Source organism: Sulfuricurvum sp. (genome assembly GCF_031427015.1).
Lineage (GTDB): Bacteria > Campylobacterota > Campylobacteria > Campylobacterales > Sulfurimonadaceae > Sulfuricurvum.
In genome coordinates this window covers 32,777-56,492 of record NZ_JASJOW010000004.1, presented here as the reverse complement: position 1 = coordinate 56,492, position 23,716 = coordinate 32,777, and the positions used below count along the sequence as shown (strand labels likewise).

Here is a 23,716-nt window from a genome sequence, read left to right as displayed (position 1 = left end):
CGATGGCTTCGCTCATCCGTTTTAGCAACGTTACAAAATCCTACGGTAAGGGAGAAGCAACCGCATATGCCCTGCGCGGTGTTGATATAGAAATTAAGAGCGGGGAGTTTGTCGCTATTATGGGGCCCAGCGGTTCAGGGAAATCAACGGCCATGAATATCATCGGATGCCTTGATACTCCAACGCAAGGTGAATATCTTTTTCAGGCAGTTGATGTCGGTACTCTTTCACGGGATCAGCGTGCCCTATTACGACGCCATTACATCGGATTTATTTTTCAAGGGTTCAATCTTCTCGGGAAGACTTCTGCCGTCGAAAATGTCGAACTTCCTCTTCTTTACCGTGGATTTCCTGCCCACGTTCGGAGAGAAAAAGCACTTGAAGCACTCAAAAGTGTCGGATTGGAGCACGTCGCACACCATACCCCGGGTGAGCTCTCCGGCGGGCAACAGCAACGTGTTGCCATCGCCCGTGCTATCGTTACCGACCCTCTTGTCCTCCTCGCGGACGAACCGACCGGAAATCTCGACAGTGCCAAAAGTATTGAGGTGATGGAACTCTTACAATCGTTTAATCGCGATAAAGGGATTACGATCATCATGGTAACCCATGAAGATGATATGGCGTCGTATGCAGAGCGGACGATCCATTTTCGTGACGGTTTAATCGATCAGGTAGCTCATCGATGATTTGGAATGCCTTTATTTTAGCACTGCGAGAGATACGCCGTAGCGCCATGCGTTCGATTCTAACAACTCTGGGGATTGTGATCGGGGTAGCATCGGTTATTGCGATGGTGATGTTAGGAGATGCCACCACCGCATATGTCTCCAACAGTATCTCCAAATTGGGAACGAACATGCTGATTCTCCGTCCCGGGCAAGATCGTAAAGGACCGCGTAGTGAAGATACTACGGCGAAACGTTTTACCCATGATGATGTGCAAGCGATTCACAGGGAAATCGGTGATATTCGAGGCGTCGCTCCGATAGGTTCTAAAGGGGTACAAGCCGTCTATGGAAATCAAAACTACTCTACCACAATCGATGGAAGCGATAATGACTATTTCACCGTTAAAGATTGGGTTTTTGCATCGGGGCGGATATTTACACCCGCAGAGTTGCAAGCGGGAAAATCGGTTTGTGTTATTGGAGAGACGGTACATAAAGAACTTTTTGGCGAGCAAGATCCTATCGGTGCTTCGATCCGGTTAGGCAGTTTTTCGTGCCAAGTGATCGGTCTGCTTAACTCTAAAGGCGCTTCAATGTTCGGGATGGATCAAGATGATATCATCGTTGTTCCGATTCGACTTCTCCAGCGGCGCGTTAGCGGAAACCAAGAGATATCGATGATTCTCGTCTCCGCCTCATCGCCTGCCGTGATCGAAAATGTCAAAGCCTCACTCACCGCCCTCTTCCAAGAACGCCGCCGTATTAAAATGGGAGAAGAAGACGATTTTAGCGTCCGCGATATGCGTGAAATGGTACAAACCCTCACTTCTACCACAAAAATGCTTACCCTTCTTTTGGGTGCCGTCGCGACCATCAGCCTCCTCGTCGGGGGAATTGGGATTATGAATATCATGCTGGTCTCCGTCACCGAGCGAACGAGAGAGATCGGAATCCGCCTCGCCATCGGAGCACTGGAGCGTGAAGTATTACTCCAATTTTTGGTTGAAGCAATCGTCCTCTCCTCACTAGGAGGGGTGATCGGGGTCATCTTAGGGCTCAGTTTCGGGATCGGAATCAGTCTCTTTTTTGATCTTCCTCTGGTATTTAACACCTCCATTGTCCTTATTGCCTTTTTATTCTCAACTTTGGTAGGCGTTGTTTTCGGCTATTTCCCCGCACGTAAAGCAGCCCGACTTAATCCTATCGATGCTTTACGGTATGAATAAAATGTCGATATTACTTTACACAGATGAAAAGGAGTTATGATGCAAATCGGAACCGGAACATCGACTAATCCCTACACTCAAAGCGGCATGGCATTAAGCGAAAAAGAGACTCAGGATTTCAAATCCAAAATACAAAGCGGTGAGATTTCGGGCAAAACTCTCTCCCAAGCCTATTTGGTCGAATACTCTCTTAAAATTGAGAGTTATTCTTCGAACAATCTTCAAGCCCAAAGCGCTCCGTTTGATCTTGCGAAAGTGAAAGATATCCTTAGCTCCATCGATTTCGAAGCGATCGGCTATACCGGTAAACCGATTGCCGATATGACTCCCGACGAGGCCAAAGTATTAGTAAGCGAAGAGGGATATTTCGGCGTTACTCAGACATCCGATCGTTTAGCCAACTTTGTATTGAGCGGGGGAGGTGATGATCTCGAACGGCTCAAAGCGGGTCGTGAGGGGATTATCAACGGATTCAATGAAGCTGAAAAAATGTGGGGAGGAAAACTTCCCGATATTTCCTATGAGACCCTTGAAAAAGCCCTTGCAAAAATCGATGAGAAAATCACCGCAATCGGAGGTAAAATTTTAGATGCAACGGTGTAAACTAACGTGTTATAATGTTTAATTATTGCCCTATGATTTTGAGGGTATACGTGTAAGGTTTTATATGGCTACGGTCTCTTCCTCTTCTTTGTCTCAAACACATAGCGACCGTATCAATGAATGGAGCATAGGGATAGTTGTTTTCTGTATTACCGCGCTTATATCAGCAGGGGTAATTTTGCATTTTGATGATATGCATATCGAGAAAACAAAGCATGAAATCAAAGCGATCTCCGATAAAAATGTATTCTATTTACATAAAAATATCGATCAGATCATGGCGCTTTGCTATCCCATCGCTTCCACCGTTCTTGAAGACGGAAGTATCAATAATTTTGAATTTATTGCCGAAAAACTTATTGCCCATTATCCCCTGATTTCTGAAATAGCCCTTGCACCCAAAGGTATCATTACTCGCGCCGTCCCCCTTCGCGGCAACGAAAAAGCCATTGGGTTTAATCTGTTCACCGATTCACAACAACAAGCCGAAGCATTCATGGCTCGCGAAAGTGGAAAACTGACCCTCGCGGGACCATTGCATTTAGTGCAAGGGGGAGAGGGGCTTGTCGGACGTATGCCTATTTTTAGAGGCGCCGATAAAAAATTTTGGGGATTTGTCCTTATCGTCATCCCCTTTCCCGAAATTCTCCAAATCAATACCCTACAAACCCTCTCTCACAACGGATATCAATATACCCTAACTCGTCTCCATCCTAAAACCAAAAAATTACAAACCATTGCCGCTTCAAGTATTAAATCCCTTGATCACCCGATGGAAACAATCATAAAACTTCCAAATGCCAATTGGACACTGAGTATTGCACCGACTAATGGATGGCATGATCACTGGTTTTTAGCTTTGCAATCTGCCCTTGGGTTTTTAGTCAGTCTTTTGATGGGCTACATTGCCAAACAATACGTCGAACTTCGCCATCACCGTTCTCTTCTCGAAAGGCATGTCGAAGAGAGAACCTCTGAAATTTTAAAAACAAAAAATCAGCTTCATGCCCTCCTTGATACAATTCCTGATCTAATATGGCTTAAAAATAAAGAGGGGGTATACCTTCTTTGTAATCCGATGTTTGAACGTTTTTTCGGTTCAAAAGAGGAAGAAATCGTCGGAAAAACCGATTATGATTTTGTGGATGCCGAACTTGCCGACTTTTTCCGTGAACATGACCATTTATCCATGTATGCGGATAAACCGACCGTCAATGAGGAGTGGGTAACGTTTGCCGAGGATGGACATAAAGCTCTTTTAGAAACCATAAAAACTCCGATGTATGACGAAAATCACACACTAGTGGGTGTATTAGGGATTTCGCGAGACATCACCCAGCGGCATAATGATGAGCTTCATATCAAGCGGCTCTCTCAAATCCATGCCGCTCTCAGTCAAGCCAATCATGCTATTGTCCACTCATCTACCGCCAATGAACTGTTTATCGAAATATGTAAAAGTATCGTCTCCGTAGGAGGAATGGAAATGGCGTGGATCGGGCTGGTGAATCCAGACACCGGCATCGTCACCCCTACCGCATTCTACGGTGCAGGGGTCAATTATCTTGAGGGGATCATAATCTCTGTCAATGAAAACGACCCTTACGGAAAAGGCCCTACAGCAATCGCTATGCGTGAAAATCGCCCTTTTTGGTGTCAAGACTTCATGAATGACCCCTTAACCGCTCCATGGCATGAACGAGGAGCCGCAGTAGGATGGAAAGCCTCAGCGGCACTCCCTATTCTGCAATACGGAAATGTTATCGGCGTCCTAACGATCTATTCTGATATCCTCAACGCTTTCGATGCTTCGATTCAAGCATTACTGATCGAAATGATTATGGACGTAAGCTATGGAATTGAAAATTATGATCGTGAGATCAAACGTAAATCAGCCGAAGAGAAAGCCCATTGGCTTGCTCATTTTGATATACTCACAGGGTTACCGAATCGTACCTTACTCAATGACAGGGTTCAAAATGCCATCAATATTGCGGCACGAACAAATGTCCCTCTTGCCTTGATATTTTTGGATTTAGACCATTTTAAAAATATAAATGACACGCTCGGACACAATATCGGTGACGCTTTTCTCATTGAAATTGCATCTCGGATACACTCGGTAATGCGGGAAGGAGACACACTTTCACGACAAGGCGGAGATGAATTTGTTATTCTTTTGCCGGGCACAGATGCCGAAGGGGCAGCCCATATCGCTGAAAAACTACTCACTGCCATCTCACAAACGTTCCGTAAAGATCAGCATGAACTTATCATCACCGCATCGATCGGCATTGCACTCTATCCGATTGACGGAAGAGATGTTCAGGGGTTATTCCAATCAGCTGATGCGGCAATGTACCGTGCCAAATACGACGGTCGAAACTGCTATCGTTTTTTTACCTCTGAAATTCAAACCCGTTTTTCACGAAATTTTGAACTGGAAAACGGTCTTCGTCATGCGCTGGAGAGAAATGAACTAGAGCTCTATTATCAACCTCAAATCGCCATTCATCCCGAACGGCTCATCGGTGCCGAAGCTTTGTTGCGTTGGAAACACCCTACGTTAGGGGCAATCTCTCCCGTGGAATTTATCCCCGTTGCAGAAAATAGCGGTCAAATTATTGCTATCGGAGAATGGGTACTGCGCCGTGCCCTACAACAGCTCAAAGAGTGGATAGAGAGCGGCATGGAACCTTTTATTATGGCAGTCAACCTCTCAGCCATCCAGTTTCGCGACCCTAAATTCATTGCGCTCGTTTTAAATATCCTCGAAGAGATTCAAATCAGCCCGGAATTCCTCGAACTCGAACTGACTGAAAGTATCGCGATGGAAAACCCTCTCGAAGCCATTGAAATTATGAATGCCCTCCATAAACACGGCATACGGATGTCGATCGATGATTTCGGAACCGGCTATTCTTCGCTCAATTATCTAAAAAAATTCAAGGTTTATAAACTCAAAATAGATCAATCGTTTATTCGTGATATAAGTGAGAATTCTGATGATAAAACCATTGTTAATACTATCATCAACATGGCTCATAACCTCAACATGCAAACGATTGCCGAAGGGGTCGAGACCCTTGAACAATTAGAATTTCTCCGTCAAAACGGTTGTGACGAAGTTCAAGGATACTATTTTAGTCAACCGATTCCCTCAGCAGAATTTGAAGCCTTCCAGCATTCACACTCTCGGTAGGATTACTTTCGAACTGTCGGCTTTATTTTTCAAGAATATAAAGATTATTGCTCGGATCACATGCACTTTCGAAACGCTCTTTCAACTCCCGATCAAATGTCATCAAATAAATATCGGCATGAGAGGGGGCCAACGCTAAAAAATTTTCTAACAATACCGTATCGGCAACGTTTTTACCGTGATCGCATTTCGTAAATTGAAACGATTTAAGAGACTTGCCGTAATCGTACAAATTAGCTTCCCATTCATCTTTAAACAAATAAAGAGAATCAGGGTTAGCCGCCATATAAATATGATGATCGGGAACTTCATATTTTTCGATTAAATCGGTAAATACCGAACCGATATTGGAAAAATTCTCAATATCCCAAAAAATATAAACGGCCTTGGAAATTGATTTAACTTTTTTATTGCACAATGTCAGCCGTTTGGTAATATTAAAATGGTTGTGAGCAATATCATTGGTGAGCTCAATCGAATTTTTTAGTTTTTCGGCATCTACGGTGTCAAAACGTAATACCTTACCAAGTTCAATGTAAAGCTCCAAATCCAAAAGTTCCTGCCATGCTCCGCCCACTTGATAATACTGAAGAGCCTTTAATTTTCCGGGAGAAAAAAGGAGATGGATATTCATCGGTTTTCGAGCGGCATAGGCTTTTGTAACACTAACAAAAACACGGCGTGCCGCATCGGTAGAAGGCAAATCGATGGAGCCGAAATATTTTTTATTGATTATAATTTTTTCCACTTTTGCCCTTTTAATTGTTGAGCCATTCTATCGTTTACAACTTAGCACACACTTCAATAACTGCTTCATACTGCTCTTTTAATCTCTCACGAAAGAGCAGAAACAAAGGCTTTTTGTCTATTTTCTCTCCTTAGCAATGGATAATTTTATTTTATAATCAATCAAACGATGACTACTGTATATTTTTTAAACAATTATTGGGTGTTCTAATTTTAATATTCTCCGTTAAACTCAGATATGATTACATACATAAAAACATATCTTAACATTGAAACAGGTTTACAAAAATATGCAACCGTCTAGTATTTCACAACTTTTTCCCTTTATACAAAAAAGTGTGCAATTGTTTGACGGACAAAATCGATTTTTAAAAAAAATCATCCTTACGGGAAAGATATGTGCTATTGAAAAAGCGGCAAACCTCTTCTCCTTTACCGAAAAAACGATTGAAACCTTTAGCAATCTCCAAGAAGAGCTTATCCCGCTTCTTATTGATGAAAACTTAAAAAAGCATACCGAAGAATTACGTTCAAAAGCGCAAGTCAGTATCGATATTCTAATCCGTAATCTGTTTGAACGTACGGCCGATGTGGGATTTTTAGCAACGGACGAGTCTATTATTACCTATCTAAAATGCCATGAAAATCCTGAGCAACTCCGTCAACGTCTTATCGAATATACAATGAAGTACAGTGTCTATAATGAGATTATTATCACCGATGCAAAAGGGGAAATTCATCTCAATATCAACGAACAAAATCCTCTTACCCATTCCAATGATCCTATTATCGCTGAAGCACTTCAATGTGATGGTTATATTGAACGATATGCACCTACCGATTTGTTTGTCTCTCAAGAGAAAACACTTTTATTTGCCCAAAGAATTGTAGAAAATACTCAAACATTGGGCGTATTGATCTTGTGTTTTCGTTTTGATGATGAAATGTCTCATATCTTCTCCTCTTTACTCAATCCAAACGAACATATCCTCTTTACAAACGGTAAAGAGGTTATAGCCACATCCGATCATAAACTCACTTCGGCACATGAGATAATTCGAATAGATCCTAATGAACCTTATGTTTATAAAAATGGTTCTCTTTTTGTTTCGGCTAAGACAAAAGGGTACGAAGGATACCACGGCGCACAATGGAATAGCATCGCTTACAATAACAGACTAAGCCATTCCCAAAACCTCCCAACAACCACATCAACCACCATTAAATGTACCTTGAATGATAATATTCGATCCATTATTATGAAAGCGGATGATGTTATCGAGGATCTTAGCGATGTCATTATCAACGGAGAGCTTATTGCGGCAAAAGAGAGGGTTTATGTATTAACCCCTGTTTTGGATAATCTACGCGATATTAGTGCCTCAATTTTACAAACCATTAAAGAGTCCGTTACCAATCTTGAAAATACAATTATGGAAGGGTTGGTTTTTGATGTTCAAGCTTCTGCAAAGCTGGCTATTAACATCATGGATCGAAACTTGTATGAACGTGCCAACGATTGCCGATGGTGGGCTATGACCCCTACATTTGAAGAGGAACTCTCTCAAGAGACTCCTGATATTAAACGTATCACCGATGTACTGCAATACATCAACAGCCTCTATACGGTGTACACCAATATCTTTATCTTCAATACCGACTCAACGATTATCGCCGCTTCATCCGATCAGAGTATCATCGGAAAAAAAGTTTTCGGAGAGTACGTTTCAAAAACTCTTTCCAATCAAAATACCCAAAATTATTTTGTCAGCCCTTTTGAAAAAAGTTCGTTTTATAATGATACGCCGACCTATATATACAGTGCGACTATTCGCTATAACGGTAAAACATTAGGGGGTATCGGGATTGTTTTTGATGCGTTTCCACAATTTAACGCTATGCTTGAAGATAGTTTTTCAAGTTCTAAAAACGGTTTTTCCTGCTTCATCGATCGTAAAGGGGTAGTTATAGCAACGACGCATCCAAACATGCAATTGTTACAACAACTTCCGCTTGAAAATGAGATTTTACGCTTTAACGGACAAGAGTCAACTCACTGCTTTAGTGTTTTTGAGGATAAAAAATACCTTGTAGGAATTGCTCTCTCAAACGGTTATCGAGAGTATAAAACTCAAGATAACTATAAAAATGACGTCCTCTCTCTCACATTTGTCGAGTATTGATTTTCGCTTGTTAAACCATTGCCCCGGTTAAACGAGAGAGTGGCGTATTCACTGCAAAAAGTTTAGACCGTATTCCTCGAATACCGAAACTTTCCAATCGTGCTATATGCATTGTCAAATAAGCTTCAGCCGATGCCGTATCCTCGAACAGATAAATTCCCCCTGACTCTTTCGTCTCACGGTTCTCTGTCCATATCTTCCAAATCAGCCCCGGTTCTTGCCTAATTGACTCGGCAAGCGGTGCGAACGCCTCTGTCATCTCTTCTCCAAACGGTCCCTCATAAGGAAAATCGATTTGTAATAATACATTCATGTTGTACTCCTTAATGATACGGGATAAATGCATATCCGCTGTTTTGTAATTCAATAACTCGTGTGATCGAATTATGAACACTTCCGACATATTCGGGTAAATCTGATTTTTCGATTCCAAATCGTTCCATCGCAATTTCACAGGCTTGAATCTTAACACCGTATTGATGATGCAAAATTTTCAGCCGCTGTGAAATTCCTTTTTTCACCTCATCATCGCCAATCTCTTCGGTGATGATTGGTGTACACCCCGAATGAATTGTCAGGACAAAAGTATACGGGATGTTTTTAGCCTTTAACTCTTTGGCACTCTCTTCGATCAAAAACATACGTGACGCAATGAATCTCGGATCCTTGGCGGCACAATCAAAAACAGCTTTGATTGTTTCAGCACCAAAAAGAAAAGATGCTGTTATCCCCAAGCCAATAAAAATTTTCTTCATCTAAAAATCCTATCCCGATCGTTTCTGGGTAGTATAATCTCCTCACCCTTAAACCTCTACAAGTTCCCATCCGCTATAATTGCCGACATGAATAATGAGCCGAAACCCTTTCATATCAACCCTACCCCGACATTACCCACACGGAAGTGTCGACTTTTAGCACGGATGATAGGATACGCGCTTAGTTATGGAAACTATCTGATCGCGCTACTCATATGGTGGCAAAGTGATTGGTTTATTGCACTGGGAACGATGTTATTAGGATTTATTGTCTTCGGAATAATCCGAAGTAAACTCCGTAACAGCTCCATCCCTCCCGCACAACGTGAAACTCCCTATACCGATTATGCTATCGCAACGTGGTTTTTATCACGAACAACGTGTTTTACACTTCCTAAGGAATAACTTATATGGCACTCGTCGATCTTCTCAATGTCTCTAAACACTATGAAGCCCAAAAAATTTTAGAGAACATCAACTTCCACATCGATGAGGGTGAACGCGTTGTTATCGTCGGAAAAAACGGAAGCGGTAAATCGACTCTGATGAAAATTGTCCACGGTTCACTGGATGCCGATGAAGGGGAGCGGATCAACCGTCAAGGTATCGAGATCAAAATGCTCTCCCAAGTCCCCGCGTTTGATCCTAGCCATAACGTCCGCGAAGCGATCGAAGCGGGTCTTGGGGAGCTACGGACGGCAAAAATACGATTTGATGAGATTTCTACCCTCCTCGCTAGAGAATTTGACAATGAAACACTCTTACATGAGCAATCCCGTCTCACCACTTTTCTCGATCATCATAACGCATGGAATCTCGATGATAAAATCGAGCGGGTAATGCACCATTTCATGCTCAAAGAGTATGAGGATAAAAAGGTAAATCTTCTCAGCGGCGGGGAACAGCGCCGTGTCGCGCTGGCTTCGTTACTCCTCCTAAAACCCGATATCCTCCTCCTGGATGAGCCGACCAACCATCTCGATGTCTACATGGTCGAGTTTCTCGAAGAGCTGATCCTCAAAGAGCGATTTACGTTGCTCTTTATCTCGCATGACCGTTATTTTATTGACCAAATCGCCACCAAAACCATTGAGGTCGAAGATTGCTCGCTGAGGGAGTTCAACGGCGGCTACAGTAACTACCTCGAACAAAAGCAGGAACTGCTTCGCACCATGGCGCAACAACACGACAATCTCCTCAAACTCTTAAAAAGTGAAAATGAATGGCTCCGACGAGGAGTAAAAGCACGGCTAAAACGAAATGAAGGACGTAAGCAGCGGGTATTGCAACTGCGTGAAGATGCCAAACACAACCCGGCAAAAATTCGTAAAATGAAACTCGAATTGGAACGTGAAGCAAAACACTTCAACCGAGGCGAAGGGGTAAACCGTCAAAAGATGCTTTTTGAGATCGAGCATTTGGGGCTTAAACTCGGAGATAAAACACTTATCAAAGATTTTTCAACCCGAATTTTGCAAAAAGACGTCATCGCTGTTGTCGGGCCTAACGGAAGCGGTAAATCAACCCTCCTTAAAGCCCTTCTAGGACGTCTTAAACCGACAAACGGCATTATCAAGATGGGTGAACTCACTATCGGCTATTTCGATCAGCACCGCGAGATGCTGGATGATAATCTCAACCTCATCGAAACCTTCTGTCCTCACGGCGGAGATCGAGTCGATGCACAGGGGCAAGACTATCACGTCTACGGCTATCTCAAAAATTTCCTTTTCCCTCGAGAGTTTCTCGATAAAAAAGTGGGCGTTCTCAGCGGCGGAGAGAAAAACCGTGTCGCCCTCGCCCTGCTGTTTACGAAAAAAGTCGATTGTCTGATTCTGGATGAGCCGACCAACGATCTCGATATCCCTACCATCAACATTCTCGAAGAGAAACTCCAAAACTTTCCGGGTGCCGTGATCCTCGTAAGTCATGATAGATATTTCGTCGATAAGATCGCTAAAAAACTCTTTATTTTCAAAGGGGACGGTACCATCGACGAGAGCTATAAACCTTACAGCGAATATCTCGAAGATGAAAAAGAACTCCATGAAATGGACGCTATGGAAGCTGAATTTGCCAAATCTGCGACCAGCATGGCAGTAGTACAAAGCGAAAAACCGAAAGTATTCAAACTCACCTTCAACGAACAACGTGCTCTTGAAAAACTACCCGCCGAGATTGAGGTACTGGAAGCCAAGATCGATGAACTAAACGCTTCTCTCGCCGATCCGAAAAAATACGAAAAAATAGGGATTAGCGTTTTGGCAGAAGAGTTGGAGAAAACAAAAGTACTTTATGAAGAAAAAGTGGATGAATTACTAACTATCGAAGAGAAAGCGGAAGAGATTGAAGCGCTTAAAAAGGAGGCTTAACGCCCCCCTTTGCCTCCACCCATACCTGAACCCATACCGTTTCCTTGCATCATTCCTTTGCCTGAGCCTTTGTTTTGCATTTTCGGAGTACGGTTCTCCGGCTTATTCATAAACTTCTCTTTTTGCTCTTTCGTCATCGTTTGCTGACGATTCATAAGCTCATTGTGAAGTTGTTCTTTCTCTTGCTGAGTACTCATCGTACCCCGTCTTTCGAGGAGTTCATCCGTTTTCATAGCTTTAAAACGGTTTTGGATTTCACTTTGGGTTTCCACACGTTCTTGGTTCACAGACGGCATTTCTGCACATACAACACTCGAGAGTAAAGCCGTAGCCGACAACACATTTAGTAATACTTTCATGTCATACTCCTTTTTCGATTTGAACTATTATAAGTCAATAGTGTTACAAAAGAGTTAACATATGAAAAGAAGACGCTAAAAACAATAGTCGGTTAATCCGCCTCAACCTCAATTTTAAACTTATCTTCCATAAATTTTCGCGCTTCGATATCCTTCATCGCAGAGGATTGCTGCAATGCATTTTGGATTTGAACCATAGTTAAATTATTTTTATTCTTACCTTCGAGAGTAATCTCTTCGATCTCCCCTTTGAGCATTTGGATCATAGCGCGAATCAAATCTTTTTCAACGACTCCCGGAGTATTCGGCAAATCCGATTCAAATCGTTTGGCAATCGCTGCATTAATAGCGGACGATGCTTTTTTTCTGTCATTCATATCCGCAGGAGTAAGGGCAAATTCTTTTAAGAAAATAGCTTTATCCTCCTTTTGGAGGGTATCGGTAAAGCTTTTGACCGACTCATACGTGACATCCGATATGGCACGGTTTTCCAAAGTAAGACTAAACTCTTCCAAAATCATCGAATCGGGTGCTTGACTCGAAACATCCCGTGCACTCATCGAAAATTCAAGCGGCATAATGGCATTGTCAATACGAAAAGAGTCAACTTCAAGATGCTTGATATTCATAGCATTTCCCTCAACCTCCCCTTTAAGCGCAAGATTGATCGAGCTAAGTTTGCCGAGTGTATTTTGCTGAAACGCATTACTCACATTTTGGGCGATCAGCTGTGCGATCATCGCTTTCGGAAGAGCCACTTCATCAGCTTCAATATCGACTGAAGCTTTCACCGCTCCCCCTTTTCCAAAGGCTTTGAATTCCGATAGTTCTTCTATATTCCCCAAACGAAGAGACCCGATGCTAAGTTGTTCTTGCCCCATGATCGAAAATTTAATCGTTTCAATCTCACAATCGGTGGTAATAATTCCGCCGCAATCGATACTTTTATAGCTCATCTCTCCGCCGATAAGAACCAAACCTTCTTGATACTCGTTGATTGCTTTTACCAACTCTTCTTTAACTTGTTCATTTTTATAATGGGTTAACGCGGTTACTCCGACAACGAGTATAGCTGCCGCAACGGAGAGGTGAATTTTATATTTTTTATAAAACGGCTCATTTGTATTTTCTTCTACTGGTAATTCTTCGTTCACGCTTTCCCTTATTGTATGTAATCAACGACTTTTGAGAGGGTCGTCACCTCTTTAATCACATTGACAACCTCTTGATGCTTGGGATGGGGAGCATACGCCTCCAATCCTGCTTGATCATCAAATGTCGAAATAAGTACCATATCGAATGATCGCTCACTACGACTGATATCGATCCCTACTTCCATAGAACGAAGTGTCTCTATCTTCGCAGGAAGTGATTCCAACATCATTTTTACCTGTGCCATATTGGCCTCTTTATTCTCTTCTTTAAATTCAAACATAACGATATGAACTAACATGTTAATACTTTACCTTTCGATTAAATCTTTTAAACTTTGACGCGGCGATTTCCCCTCTAAAATAGCATACACTTCTGCCGCAATCGGTAAATAGATACCATGTGCAACGGCTATTTCATGCAGAGCATACGCCGTTCCTATCCCCTCGCTCACTTCACCGATCTCTTGACATACCGCTTCTTTGGATTTTCCGCTCGCTAACCCAAGTCCTACCCGATAGTTACGTGACATAGAAGAGCTGGCCGTCAAAAAAAGGTCTCCCGCACCGCTAAGCCCTAAAAAGCTCTCTTGTGTTGCACCGTAAGCCCTGCCGAAGCGCTCCATCTCGACAAGACCGCGTGCGATCAAACTTGCTGCGGCATTATGCCCTAACGAGAGCCCTTCGCAAATCCCCGCTGCAATAGCGATCACATTTTTATAGGCTCCCGTAATCTCGGCCCCGATAACATCTTTACTCGTATAAGTACGAATGAATGATGGGAAAAGATTAGCGAACGCACTCGCCGTCTCTACAGATACGGAATTTACCACAAGTGCCGTAGGAAGAGAGCGCATTACTTCACTCGCAAACGAAGGACCCGATAAAAAGGCGATATTTTCTTCGGGCACATATTCGCCATAGATTTCATTCAAAAAACGGCCGCTTGAAGCTTCGATCCCTTTTGCCGCAACAAGCACTTTTTGTCCGCTATAAACAAAATTCTCGCTCAGCCATAGTGCAATCTGCTGTGCAGGGAGAGTGATAATAAGATACTCACATCGCAGTACCTCTTCGAGCGATTTAAAATTATCCCAATCTCGCGGAGTGCGTGAGGTGATAATCACCTCATTTTTCTCAGACATTGCAAACGCGAGGGCTTCACCCCATTTTCCCGCTCCGATCACCCCTATTTTAGACATTTTCGACCCCCATCAGCATCGTAAGTGCCGCAATTTTATCTTCATACCCGACAACCACAAGAATATCCTCAGGATCAATGTGGTGATTATGCCCGCGTGCCGTAAAGCTGAACGTAGCGGAAAGCTCATGATCAACGATCGCTAATACTAATACATCATACTCCCCTGCCCAATCGATATCATAGAGATGTTTCCCGACCAAGAAAGATCCCCTAGGAACCGTTATCTGCGCAATTTTCAAGGATGAATTTTCGTACAAAATATCGTGAAGCACTTCGGTGACGGTCGGTTTTTCTAACATTTCAGTAATGACATTCGCCGTAATTTGAAGAATCGACATCACTTTATTGGCTCCCGCACTTTTCATCTTAGCCGCACTCTCCTGATCCCCCGCAAGGGCAATAATCGGGAGTTCTTCAAAAGTGGAGCGCAATGATATGGTCAAAAACACATTCTCTGCATCATTATCCAGTGCGCAAAATACAATTAAATCATTTGTATTGAAACGCTCTTCAATACTTTTCCAATCTTCCCCTAAATCAAAATGCTCCGTCTCAAACCCTGCTGTCTCAGCCGCTTGACGTTCATTTTCATTCATTGCAAAAACAACAAAAGAATCGTATTCGTGAACAATTTGTAAAGCAATTTGTTTGGCATATTCGTTAAAACCAAACACAATAGCACTGCGATACTTCATCGTCTTCCTTTTTTGTGTAACAATGTTTTAAATTCATCGATGAGCGCTCTTGTACCGATGACAATTGCCACATCTCGTTCATGAATCACAATATTTTCGGGAGGATTAAAGAAGAACATTTTTTCTTTCGTTTTATACACCCCTAGCACAATCAGTCGTTTGTGAAAGAGAGGCAAACGACAGGTATCGAAAAATCGCTTTGCCATTACCGAGTCTAATCCGATTTCATCCATAAAAACACCGTTATTTTCAGAACGAAGGGCATGAATCACTTCAAAAGCCACGGGTCTTCCGCTCACCTCTTTACTGATCAGTCCGATGAGCTCCTGAGTATAAACAATCTCATCGATTCCGGCAAGTGAGAGTTTACGGCGATTTTCGTTGTGCACCAGTATTGACAGCAGCGATACGTTTTTAGAGAGTTCTCGGATGGTGAGTGCCGTATAAATATTATAAACGTCGCTCTCTTGCAATAAAATAACCGAAATAACCTGCTTTTCAAAATCGATTCGTAACGCATGATAAGAGTGAAGCGATCCCGAATCAAACGCCAGCGCTAAAAAACCCTCTTTTTGTGCCTGCGCCACTTTTTCAGAATCTTTTTCTAAAATAACCGCTTTCTTGCCGCTTTTTTTAAATCGAGATGCAATCTGATACGCCAGAGGAGTATACCCGCAGATCAAATAAAAACGATCTATTTTTGAGACATCTTCGATGAGTTTATCCTCTTTGATCTCATCGAGTTTTTCGGTAAATGCTGAAACGACTATCGAGGTTGCAAATGAAATAACGGCGATCCCCGCTACGATAATCGCCATCGCAACCGTTCTCCCCTCCGTCGTGACCGGTACCAAATCGCCGTATCCGACCGTAAAAATCGTTACGACCGACCAATAAAGTGCATCAAAAAGGGTGTTGATCGGCGAAGCGGGATTGTTCGCTTCCATCACATAGATCAAAACCGAAGAGACGATGATAATGACCGTCGCAAAAACAGCAAGGGTAAAAAGCTCAAACTTTTTCGATGAGAGGATCGAGAGAAACTGGGTCAAACTTTTTGCATACCGAAACAGCTTAAAGACCCGAAAGAGGATAAATACCCGTAACAACCTCATTTCATGGAAAAACGGCATAATCGCCAGTATATCGATAATGGCGGATGGAGATACGACGTACTCCAGTTTCTTTACACCGATGAGGCGTAACGTACTCACCCAACGAAACGGCCTTTGCAAAAACAGATCATGTTCGTACTCTTCTATAATAACCTTTGACGTATCGCTGTAAACCCACAATCGTAAAAGGTACTCAACCAAAAAGATAAGAGAGACGACATAATTATTAAAAAAAAGCCATTGCGGATTCACGTCATGTTTGACATGGAGAATCAGGATATAGACACTCATGGCGATCAACACCATCATCGTGTAATCAAAAAACTTTTTATACGGATATGAAGGGTTTTCGAGAAGATTATGAAAAAACTTTTTGCTATGGCGATAGCGCGGGGAGGCGTGAAGAAAAAAAGCGATCCCTACAATCCATCGGCCAATCATAAATGGCTCTTACTGCGCTAATTTTGCTTGGAGAATATCGTTCAGCGTATTCGGGTTAGCTGATCCTTTGGACGCTTTCATCGCTTGACCGACAAAGAATCCGAAAAGTTTGTCTTTCCCTGATTTATACTCGGCAACTTTATCGGTATTAGCGGCTAAGATTTCATCGATCAATGCTTCAAGAGCACCCGTGTCACTCACTTGTTTGAGCCCAAGCTTTTCGATAACCGTATCGATATCCCCACCGTTCTCAAGAAGGTAATCGAGAACCTCTTTCGCCGCTTTACCGCTGATAACACTCTCTTCGATCCGTTTAACCAGAGTTCCGAGCATTACCGCACTGATCGGCGAGGTTGAGGGGCTCATACCGCCGCTTAAACGCCCTTGGAGTTCGACCGTAAGCCACGTTACCGCATTTTTCGCACTAATCCCCTGCTCTAACATCGCTTCAAAATAGTGCGCGGTTTCGAGTTCTGCCGTAATAACCGCCGCGTTATAGTCGTTGATTCCAAACTCTTTGACGAAACGCTCTTTTTTCGCATCGGGGAGTTCTGGGATATTGCAAACATCGGCATACATCGCATCATCCACGATCACTTTGAGCAAATCGGGTTCAGGGAAATAACGATAATCCGCCGCTTCCTCTTTACCGCGCATTGAGCGGGTCTCTTGTTTCACTTGGTCAAACAAACGGGTCTCTTGAACGATCTCGCTCTCATAGGTGCCGTCTTCCCATGCCTCACGTTGACGCGCTACTTCAAGTTCAATCGCACGTTGAATAAAGCGGAAGCTGTTGATGTTTTTGATCTCGACACGGGTATAGAGTTTCTCATCACCGCGAGGTCGGATAGAGACGTTAACGTCAACGCGGAACGATCCCTCTTGCATGTTGGCATCAGAGATATCGATGTAACGGACGATCGAGTGGAGTTTTTTGAGATACAAAATCGCATCTTCGGCAGAGCGCATATCGGGTTCGGATACGATCTCAAGTAGCGGTGTCCCTGCACGGTTCAAATCCACTTTTGAGATAGCGCCGTCATGGATATTTTTCCCTGCATCGGCTTCGATATGGGCACGGTTTATACGGATCGTCTTATGGCTCCCGTCTTCGAAATCGATAGTTAGTTTCCCGTGTTCGACGATTGGGGTATAGAGCTGAGTAATTTGGTACGCACTCGGGCTATCGGGATAAAAATAGCTTTTACGGTCAAAGAATGAAGTACGGTTGATCGTCGCCCCTACCGCCGTACCGAACATCCCCGCTTTACGAACCGCCTCTTTGTTGAGTACAGGCAATGCACCCGGAAGGGCTAAACACGTCGGACACGTATTGGTGTTTTGGGTATGGTTAAAGCTGGTAGGGCATGAGCAAAAAAGTTTTGATTGGGTATTGAGCTGGACGTGAACTTCCAAACCGATAATGGTTTCAAACATTTGAGAAAATCCTTGATTTATATAAAATAGCGGATAGAGGCAAAACCATAGGTACCGCACTCTTCAACCGCTTTTATCTGCTCTTGGGTCGTAATCCCGCCCAACGCAAAAATAGGTACTCTTATTTTATCCACTATTTCTTTTAAATCCTCTAAACCCTTGGGTTCACCTTTGGCAGGGGAGAAAAAAATCGGGCTATAGGTGATCGCATCGGCACCTAATTCCTGCGCTTTGAGTGCTTCATCATAAGTATGGGTGCTGATAACAACATATAACCCCAGTTTTTTTGCCTCTGTGATCGCATTAAACTGCATGGAGGTGAGATGAACCCCATCGGCTCCTAAAGACTTTGCGAGAGGATAGTCTCCGTGTAAGAGTACGTTTGCGATCGTGTATCGACGACATATCTTGACAAAAGCAGATGCAAGCTGTGGATATTCAGACGTGGATTTATCTCGATAAAGGATAAAATCGGGAATATTTTTGGAGAATACCGCCTCCAAAGACGATTCGAGCGAATCGGCACTACTGCCATAAAATGAAGGGTCTGTGATGAGGTAGTGTTTCATTAACTCAAACTTAAAACAATAGGTACAAAAATGATTATTTTTTCTTTTTGAAATTCAAAGGGGATAGGATAAAACTTTGGTAGTTTTTGTATCGAAGCATATACGCATTTATTTAAGTCAACATCCTGTGAAGGTTTCGTAATCATTAATTCACTAATTGAACCATCTTGTAAAAGTACAAATTTTAATTCTATAGTACCTGTTTTTCTGAGCCGTTTAAGTATTTTATGTTCTGAATAAAAATTAATATGTGATATCACACTTCGAATATACTGTAAATAATACCTTTCAGCATTACTCATTTTAGTATCAAATTTTATGGATATAAGTGATTGTTTATAAAGAGATTCACTGTCATTGTAGTGTGCAGCGTTATTGTAATATTCAAAAGCTTTTTTATATTCATTATTTTTAAAATACAAATCACCTACAGACACAATTTTTTGTATAAAATGCTTTGAAAAAATATGTTTCTTTATCCCATAATCAACTTCTTCAACACAACTTTCTTGATTGTTATATTTACATCCTTGTCCATAATAGTACAACGTTTGATTTGAACTATTTTCTTCATTATTTTTCGAATAATATTGCCCTAACTCATAACAAGATTTTCCATTCTTATCATTTTTACATTCTTGAATTTTGGCATCAATTTCACTTAAATTTTCATCTGCATATACCGTAAAAAATAGAATTGATAATATGGCTATCATTCGGTAAAAAATCATTTTAACTCCTATAAATCCCACTCATTCTCGCCAAAAATACCTAAGATATCTATCCGCTTATCGCTTTTAACAATACGATATACAATTATATACCCCTCATAAATCAAATCTCGAACCTCTTTATCATCTGACTTTAATGATTGTCTGTGACGATACGGCATGGAAGGGATTTTTTCGATAGAAGTTTTGAGTTTGGAGATAAATAGGTCAGCTTGGGTTATGATATCCTCTGCAATAAAGAGGTAAATAGCAAAAAGTTCATCATTAAAACGGGGCGAATACTCAATGCGCATTTTTAAAATGCTTTACCCGATCTTCAAATGTTTCCCAAAACTGATTATGAGGTATAAGTGCCTCTTTGCCATCATCGATTGCGGAAATTCTATCCTTAATCTCTATTGATAGTTTATCGTCTTTAACACGAACTTGATCTTTTGGAAGGGAATCTAACATCGTTAAAAATTTTGATAGAAAAGTTTCGTTGACTTCAAGCATTAATGTTTGCATTTTCTTCCTCCCTTCAAATCGCTTTAAGTCGTTCTGCTACCCACAATTTAATAACCGATTGGCGCGAAACACCGATTTTATGTGCTTCTCTATCCAAGGTATCTAACAACCATTCAGGAAACTCAACATTTACTTTTTTTGTTTTGGTTGAGAGTTGATCGATATCTTTTAGTCTGACGGCTTTTGTCAAATCGAGGTACATGCTAATATCTTCGCCGTTATCGAACTTTTCGTCAAATTGTTCCGCTGTCAAAGCTTTCATACCCATCCTCCTCGTTTTTTCTGCATCGTCTGACACTGATAATTCTATATTTATTTTCTCTGATACTAAAAATTGCTACGTAACATTTCCCAAGAATTTTGGAAATAATTGCATAACGTGTTTCACTATCGACAACATGTGCCAATGTGACCAAAGCATTTTCATCGTTCCAAAGAGTTTTTGCCTCTTCGAAACCAATGCCGTGCTTATCTTTATTACTTTTGCTTTTGTTAGGGTCGTATTCAAATTCAAAAGTAGCCATAGAGCAATTATATCAGAGTTTGACTACCGAAACAAATGCGGTAGCAGATACGTTAAAATTTATTCTTGGGAAGAGTTTTCGGAAGGTGCTTTGACTGTATCTCGAATCTCTTCGAGGAGTTCATTTTGTTTTGCAAGAATATCGTTACGATCACGCGCCATAGACATCGTCTCTAATACCAACAGCAAAAATACCGCCAAAAAGATAAAGAGGAACGTAAACATCAACGCGGGGACAATACCGAGGAAAACGAAAGATTGGAAAGTGACCCAGGCTCCGACGATAACGAAAGCCCAAGAGACGCCTCCGAGGAAGCTTAAAAGCGCGTCAAACGTACTTCGCTTCATCAAAAGGTCTTAGTGGTCGTCGTGAAGAAGAACTGCACCGCCGAGGTAAACGTAGGTGAGCATCATGAAAATGAACGCTTGCAAGAAAGCCATAAAGGTAAGCAATGCAAAAGGGATCATCGGAAGCAACCACGGAGCCAACATCAAGATAACCATCAAGAACATGTCATCCCCTTTGACGTTACCGAATAATCGGAAGCTCAAAGAGATAATACGAGAGATATGAGAAACGATCTCGATCGGGAACATCAACCACGCCAACCACCATACAGGACCCATAAAGTGTTTCAAGTAGCTGATGATACCGTTACGGCGAATACCTTCGAAGTTATAGTAAACGAAAACAACCAATGCTAAAGCAAGGGTGAAATCCAAAAATGCACTCGGTGCTTCAAAACCGGGAATAACACCGATAACGTTTGCGATACCGACGAAAAGACCGATCGTCGCGACAAGAGGAAGGTAACGACGCGCTTCCGCTTTACCCATAACGTCTGCACCCATTGCGAGTACGCCGCTAAGATACGCTTCCATAACGTTTTGCGCTCCGCTTGGAACAAGACGGAGATTAGAGGTTGCCATTTTCGCAATCACGATAACAATAGCCGCTGTAAGCAACATGTGCGTGAGGAAAATGAACGAATGATCGTGGCTGATAAGGCCGAAGAAGGTAAACAACTCACCCATAAGTAGCGTTCCTTTACATGAAAAATTATCGGGATTTTACCCTAAAGCAGATTAAATTCCTATAAACTGAGGTGAACCAGTTCACGCCGTGCGTTTAAAATATCATCACCAATCGCTTTTTTAAGGCTCTCAAGTGATTCAAACTTCTGATTCTTGCGTAAAAATTTGACAAAGCTGAGGGTCGCTTTTTCACAACTTCCGATACTCTCACCTAAAATATGGCTCTCAACCGCATAAGTGCCGTCTGTTGTGACACGGTGCCCGACAAAAACGACGGAGGGGTGAAAATGCTCTTCATTATCTAAACGGGTTAATGCGGCATATACCCCCTCATAGGGGAGCAGATACCCTGGGCATTCAAGATTGATCGTCGGAACGAGATCGGTTTTACCGATCCCCTGCCCTTTGATCACATTCCCTTTAATAGTATAGTTGTGACCCAAAAAGCGGTTGGCTCCGCTGAGATCCCCGATTTGGATTTTGGTACGGATTTTATGCGAATGAACTGAATCCCCATCGATACACACTTGATCGATTACTTGAATCTCACCTTCAAACAGTTCCCCTAGATTGGCATGAGAATAGCGGCGGTTTTTCCCAAAATGGAAATCGTACCCCACTACAATTTTTTTCAGATAAGGAAATCGTTTTCGTAGCATTGCTACAAATGCTTCCCCCTCAAGATGACGAATATCTTCAAGTGAGTAATAGAGTATAGGATAATGGGTGTAGTGCTCACGCTCGCTTCCTGGGGTGAGGTTAGCGTACCCCGTCTCGATAACGACAATCGCTCCGTTTTTCCCTAACGCATCAAAAAGTTGTTGGTGTCCAACATGCATTCCGTCGAATCCGCCGATGGCAATCGCATTAATTTTATTGCTCATTAATTATTGCCTCTATCTTAGTTGCTTTAAAACTCCCAGAAGTACAATTCTTACAGTCAATATTACTGTTTGTAAAATAATGACCATCTAATTCATCATCAAAAATTGAAACTATTGTTGTTCCATCAAATACTACTCCATCAAAAGAAGCATTCCATACGAAATACAATCTCCAAGTTTCATTTATCTTAACAATTTCAGAAGATACAGTTGATGAATTTCCTCTTTCTACTTTTGTTACAACATGAATATTTAGCCAAGTTTGCGTAATTTTTATATCTGCTTTTTGTTCTTTACCATCTGCTTTATTGATGATAACTGCTGACCATTTTCCATTAACATCTGGGATAGAACCAAAAAAAGGAGTAATCCACTTCATCTTCCATAAATGATTATTAACCAAATAAAATACTATAGTTGAAAATATACTTAATGCTCCTGTTAATTTCAGTAAACCTATTGGTTCATTTGGATACCCAGAACAATACAAATAAATTACGATAAAAATAACACTGCTAAAAATAGTTATCCAGCCAAATTTTTTGAGTTTCTCTTGTATTGTCATATGTAGTTTTCCTTTACCCATTCATTCATTTTTGTATTTATTGTGTTGCCACCATAATAATTTTGAGATTCAATTTTGTGTAAAAGACTTTTATTATGGTTGTTTAAATTTTGGTGAATTAACGAGGAAACTAAAATTTCATATGAATATTCTTTATTAGCTTTCTTGCAAAGCCTTGCTGCTGTGTTGAGTGCATCCCCCATCCACGCCACTTCATTAAGTCCACTTCCCGAAAACCCCGCTTTTATCAATAATAACCGCCCATAATCAAGTCCCATACCTATTTTTATTTCGGTAATTCTTTTCTTTTTTAACTTACAGTTTAAAATATCAATCAAAGAACTAATTTTAGAAACATCATTAAATACTGAATCTACATCAGATTTTAGAGGTGTCTCATAGACTCCACTCACGCAATCACCATCAATATTGATAAATTTACAATTTTGATTTCCGTTCATAATGGCAATAACTTCAGAAATAAAACTACGATATATTTTTGCTAAAGCAGGTCTATTATGGGCATTAATAAGCTTTGAAGAATCTCGAATATCCACAAACAATGCTGTGGCATATACATAAAAACCATTTCTAAAGGTGAGTTTGTCAATAGAGGGGAAACTTTTAACTTCTTCAAAAGAGGTATCTTGCTGATTTAAAATAGTGTCTATACGTGACATACTTTTTATATAATCATAAGCTATATAATTTGATTGCATTGTATTTTATCCTCTACAAATT

28 protein-coding genes are annotated in these 23,716 nt (G+C 41.6%); 7 read left to right on the top strand and 21 right to left on the bottom strand.

Annotation, left to right across the window (positions count from 1 at the left end):
- The first annotated feature begins 2 nt into the window (after positions 1-2).
- The 4 genes from RMO68_RS08820 (at position 3) to RMO68_RS08805 (ending at position 5,702) form a co-directional block, all read left to right on the top strand.
- Complete coding sequence (locus RMO68_RS08820; RefSeq protein WP_310440376.1) at positions 3-689, top strand: ABC transporter ATP-binding protein; 687 nt, start codon at positions 3-5, stop codon at positions 687-689.
- On the top strand, positions 686-1,897 hold the full coding sequence (locus RMO68_RS08815; RefSeq protein ID WP_310440375.1) for an ABC transporter permease: 1,212 nt from the start codon (positions 686-688) through the stop codon (positions 1,895-1,897). The genes RMO68_RS08820 and RMO68_RS08815 overlap by 4 nt, the downstream gene beginning before the upstream one ends.
- A gap of 39 nt (positions 1,898-1,936) precedes the next feature.
- Entirely contained in the window at positions 1,937-2,500 is a 564-nt protein-coding gene (locus tag RMO68_RS08810) for a hydrogenase-4 component G (protein WP_310440374.1), read from the top strand.
- A gap of 64 nt (positions 2,501-2,564) precedes the next feature.
- Positions 2,565-5,702, top strand: coding sequence for an EAL domain-containing protein (locus RMO68_RS08805; protein WP_310440373.1), 3,138 nt, complete (start codon positions 2,565-2,567; stop codon positions 5,700-5,702).
- A gap of 22 nt (positions 5,703-5,724) precedes the next feature.
- Here the strand turns inward: RMO68_RS08805 and RMO68_RS08800 are convergent, their stop codons facing one another.
- Positions 5,725-6,450: a hypothetical protein gene (locus RMO68_RS08800; RefSeq protein WP_310440372.1), complete on the bottom strand. Its 726-nt coding sequence runs from the start codon at positions 6,448-6,450 to the stop codon at positions 5,725-5,727.
- Between the two features lie 337 nt (positions 6,451-6,787).
- Between RMO68_RS08800 and RMO68_RS08795 the strand changes: the two genes are divergently transcribed.
- Entirely contained in the window at positions 6,788-8,632 is a 1,845-nt protein-coding gene (locus RMO68_RS08795; RefSeq protein ID WP_310440371.1) for a cache domain-containing protein, read from the top strand.
- A 10-nt stretch (positions 8,633-8,642) separates the two neighbouring features.
- On the opposite strand, the gene RMO68_RS08790 is transcribed toward RMO68_RS08795, so the two are convergent.
- Entirely contained in the window at positions 8,643-8,945 is a 303-nt protein-coding gene (locus tag RMO68_RS08790; RefSeq protein ID WP_310440370.1) for a monooxygenase, read from the bottom strand.
- 10 nt (positions 8,946-8,955) lie between these two features.
- Positions 8,956-9,387, bottom strand: coding sequence for a DsrE family protein (locus tag RMO68_RS08785; RefSeq protein WP_310440369.1), 432 nt, complete (start codon positions 9,385-9,387; stop codon positions 8,956-8,958).
- A gap of 87 nt (positions 9,388-9,474) precedes the next feature.
- Here RMO68_RS08785 and RMO68_RS08780 point away from each other — a divergent pair, with 87 nt between their 5' ends.
- The gene (locus RMO68_RS08780) at positions 9,475-9,792 is read left to right on the top strand and encodes a hypothetical protein (RefSeq protein WP_310440368.1); all 318 of its coding nucleotides are present in this window, start codon (positions 9,475-9,477) and stop codon (positions 9,790-9,792) included.
- A 5-nt stretch (positions 9,793-9,797) separates the two neighbouring features.
- Positions 9,798-11,759, top strand: coding sequence for a ribosomal protection-like ABC-F family protein (abc-f, locus tag RMO68_RS08775; RefSeq protein ID WP_310440367.1), 1,962 nt, complete (start codon positions 9,798-9,800; stop codon positions 11,757-11,759).
- On the opposite strand, the gene RMO68_RS08770 is transcribed toward abc-f, so the two are convergent.
- The 18 genes from RMO68_RS08770 to RMO68_RS08685 all read right to left on the bottom strand — a co-directional run bounded on the left by RMO68_RS08770 (position 11,756) and on the right by RMO68_RS08685 (position 23,694).
- On the bottom strand, positions 11,756-12,118 hold the full coding sequence (locus RMO68_RS08770) for a hypothetical protein (protein WP_310440366.1): 363 nt from the start codon (positions 12,116-12,118) through the stop codon (positions 11,756-11,758). The genes abc-f and RMO68_RS08770 overlap by 4 nt on opposite strands.
- A gap of 92 nt (positions 12,119-12,210) precedes the next feature.
- Positions 12,211-13,272 (bottom strand): hypothetical protein, encoded by a 1,062-nt coding sequence (locus RMO68_RS08765; protein WP_310440365.1) that lies wholly within the window; start codon positions 13,270-13,272, stop codon positions 12,211-12,213.
- Between the two features lie 8 nt (positions 13,273-13,280).
- Positions 13,281-13,571 carry a Dabb family protein gene (locus tag RMO68_RS08760; protein ID WP_310440364.1) on the bottom strand — a complete coding sequence of 97 codons (291 nt, stop codon included), beginning with the start codon at positions 13,569-13,571 and terminating at the stop codon, positions 13,281-13,283.
- Between the two features lie 9 nt (positions 13,572-13,580).
- Positions 13,581-14,471: an NAD(P)H-dependent glycerol-3-phosphate dehydrogenase gene (locus RMO68_RS08755; RefSeq protein WP_310440363.1), complete on the bottom strand. Its 891-nt coding sequence runs from the start codon at positions 14,469-14,471 to the stop codon at positions 13,581-13,583.
- Positions 14,464-15,168, bottom strand: coding sequence for an NAD-binding protein (locus tag RMO68_RS08750; protein WP_310440362.1), 705 nt, complete (start codon positions 15,166-15,168; stop codon positions 14,464-14,466). The genes RMO68_RS08755 and RMO68_RS08750 overlap by 8 nt, the downstream gene beginning before the upstream one ends.
- Complete coding sequence (locus RMO68_RS08745; RefSeq protein WP_310440361.1) at positions 15,165-16,724, bottom strand: ion transporter; 1,560 nt, start codon at positions 16,722-16,724, stop codon at positions 15,165-15,167. Before RMO68_RS08745 ends, RMO68_RS08750 begins: the two co-directional genes overlap by 4 nt.
- Before the next feature lie 9 nt (positions 16,725-16,733).
- A complete protein-coding gene (gatB, locus tag RMO68_RS08740) occupies positions 16,734-18,161 on the bottom strand; it encodes an Asp-tRNA(Asn)/Glu-tRNA(Gln) amidotransferase subunit GatB (RefSeq protein WP_310440360.1) in 1,428 nt (475 codons plus the stop codon).
- A gap of 17 nt (positions 18,162-18,178) precedes the next feature.
- Positions 18,179-18,730: a thiamine phosphate synthase gene (locus RMO68_RS08735; protein ID WP_310440359.1), complete on the bottom strand. Its 552-nt coding sequence runs from the start codon at positions 18,728-18,730 to the stop codon at positions 18,179-18,181.
- On the bottom strand, positions 18,730-19,461 hold the full coding sequence (locus RMO68_RS08730; protein ID WP_310440358.1) for an energy transducer TonB: 732 nt from the start codon (positions 19,459-19,461) through the stop codon (positions 18,730-18,732). The genes RMO68_RS08735 and RMO68_RS08730 overlap by 1 nt, the downstream gene beginning before the upstream one ends.
- 8 nt (positions 19,462-19,469) lie before the next feature.
- A complete protein-coding gene (locus RMO68_RS08725) occupies positions 19,470-19,754 on the bottom strand; it encodes a type II toxin-antitoxin system RelE/ParE family toxin (RefSeq protein WP_310440357.1) in 285 nt (94 codons plus the stop codon).
- A complete protein-coding gene (locus RMO68_RS08720; protein ID WP_310440356.1) occupies positions 19,744-19,968 on the bottom strand; it encodes a hypothetical protein in 225 nt (74 codons plus the stop codon). The genes RMO68_RS08725 and RMO68_RS08720 overlap by 11 nt, the downstream gene beginning before the upstream one ends.
- Before the next feature lie 13 nt (positions 19,969-19,981).
- Positions 19,982-20,230, bottom strand: coding sequence for a type II toxin-antitoxin system BrnA family antitoxin (brnA, locus tag RMO68_RS08715; RefSeq protein WP_310440355.1), 249 nt, complete (start codon positions 20,228-20,230; stop codon positions 19,982-19,984).
- Positions 20,202-20,492 (bottom strand): BrnT family toxin, encoded by a 291-nt coding sequence (locus RMO68_RS08710; RefSeq protein WP_310440354.1) that lies wholly within the window; start codon positions 20,490-20,492, stop codon positions 20,202-20,204. The genes brnA and RMO68_RS08710 overlap by 29 nt, the downstream gene beginning before the upstream one ends.
- Before the next feature lie 59 nt (positions 20,493-20,551).
- Complete coding sequence (locus tag RMO68_RS08705) at positions 20,552-20,839, bottom strand: hypothetical protein (RefSeq protein ID WP_310440353.1); 288 nt, start codon at positions 20,837-20,839, stop codon at positions 20,552-20,554.
- Positions 20,840-20,848: 9 nt separating this feature from the next.
- A complete protein-coding gene (locus RMO68_RS08700) occupies positions 20,849-21,526 on the bottom strand; it encodes a F0F1 ATP synthase subunit A (protein WP_310440352.1) in 678 nt (225 codons plus the stop codon).
- Between the two features lie 59 nt (positions 21,527-21,585).
- Positions 21,586-22,410, bottom strand: a complete 825-nt coding sequence (locus tag RMO68_RS08695; RefSeq protein WP_310440351.1) for a bifunctional riboflavin kinase/FAD synthetase — start codon at positions 22,408-22,410, stop codon at positions 21,586-21,588.
- Positions 22,400-22,996, bottom strand: coding sequence for a hypothetical protein (locus RMO68_RS08690; RefSeq protein WP_310440350.1), 597 nt, complete (start codon positions 22,994-22,996; stop codon positions 22,400-22,402). The genes RMO68_RS08695 and RMO68_RS08690 overlap by 11 nt, the downstream gene beginning before the upstream one ends.
- On the bottom strand, positions 22,972-23,694 hold the full coding sequence (locus RMO68_RS08685) for an adenylate/guanylate cyclase domain-containing protein (protein ID WP_310440348.1): 723 nt from the start codon (positions 23,692-23,694) through the stop codon (positions 22,972-22,974). The genes RMO68_RS08690 and RMO68_RS08685 overlap by 25 nt, the downstream gene beginning before the upstream one ends.
- Positions 23,695-23,716: the final 22 nt, after the last annotated feature.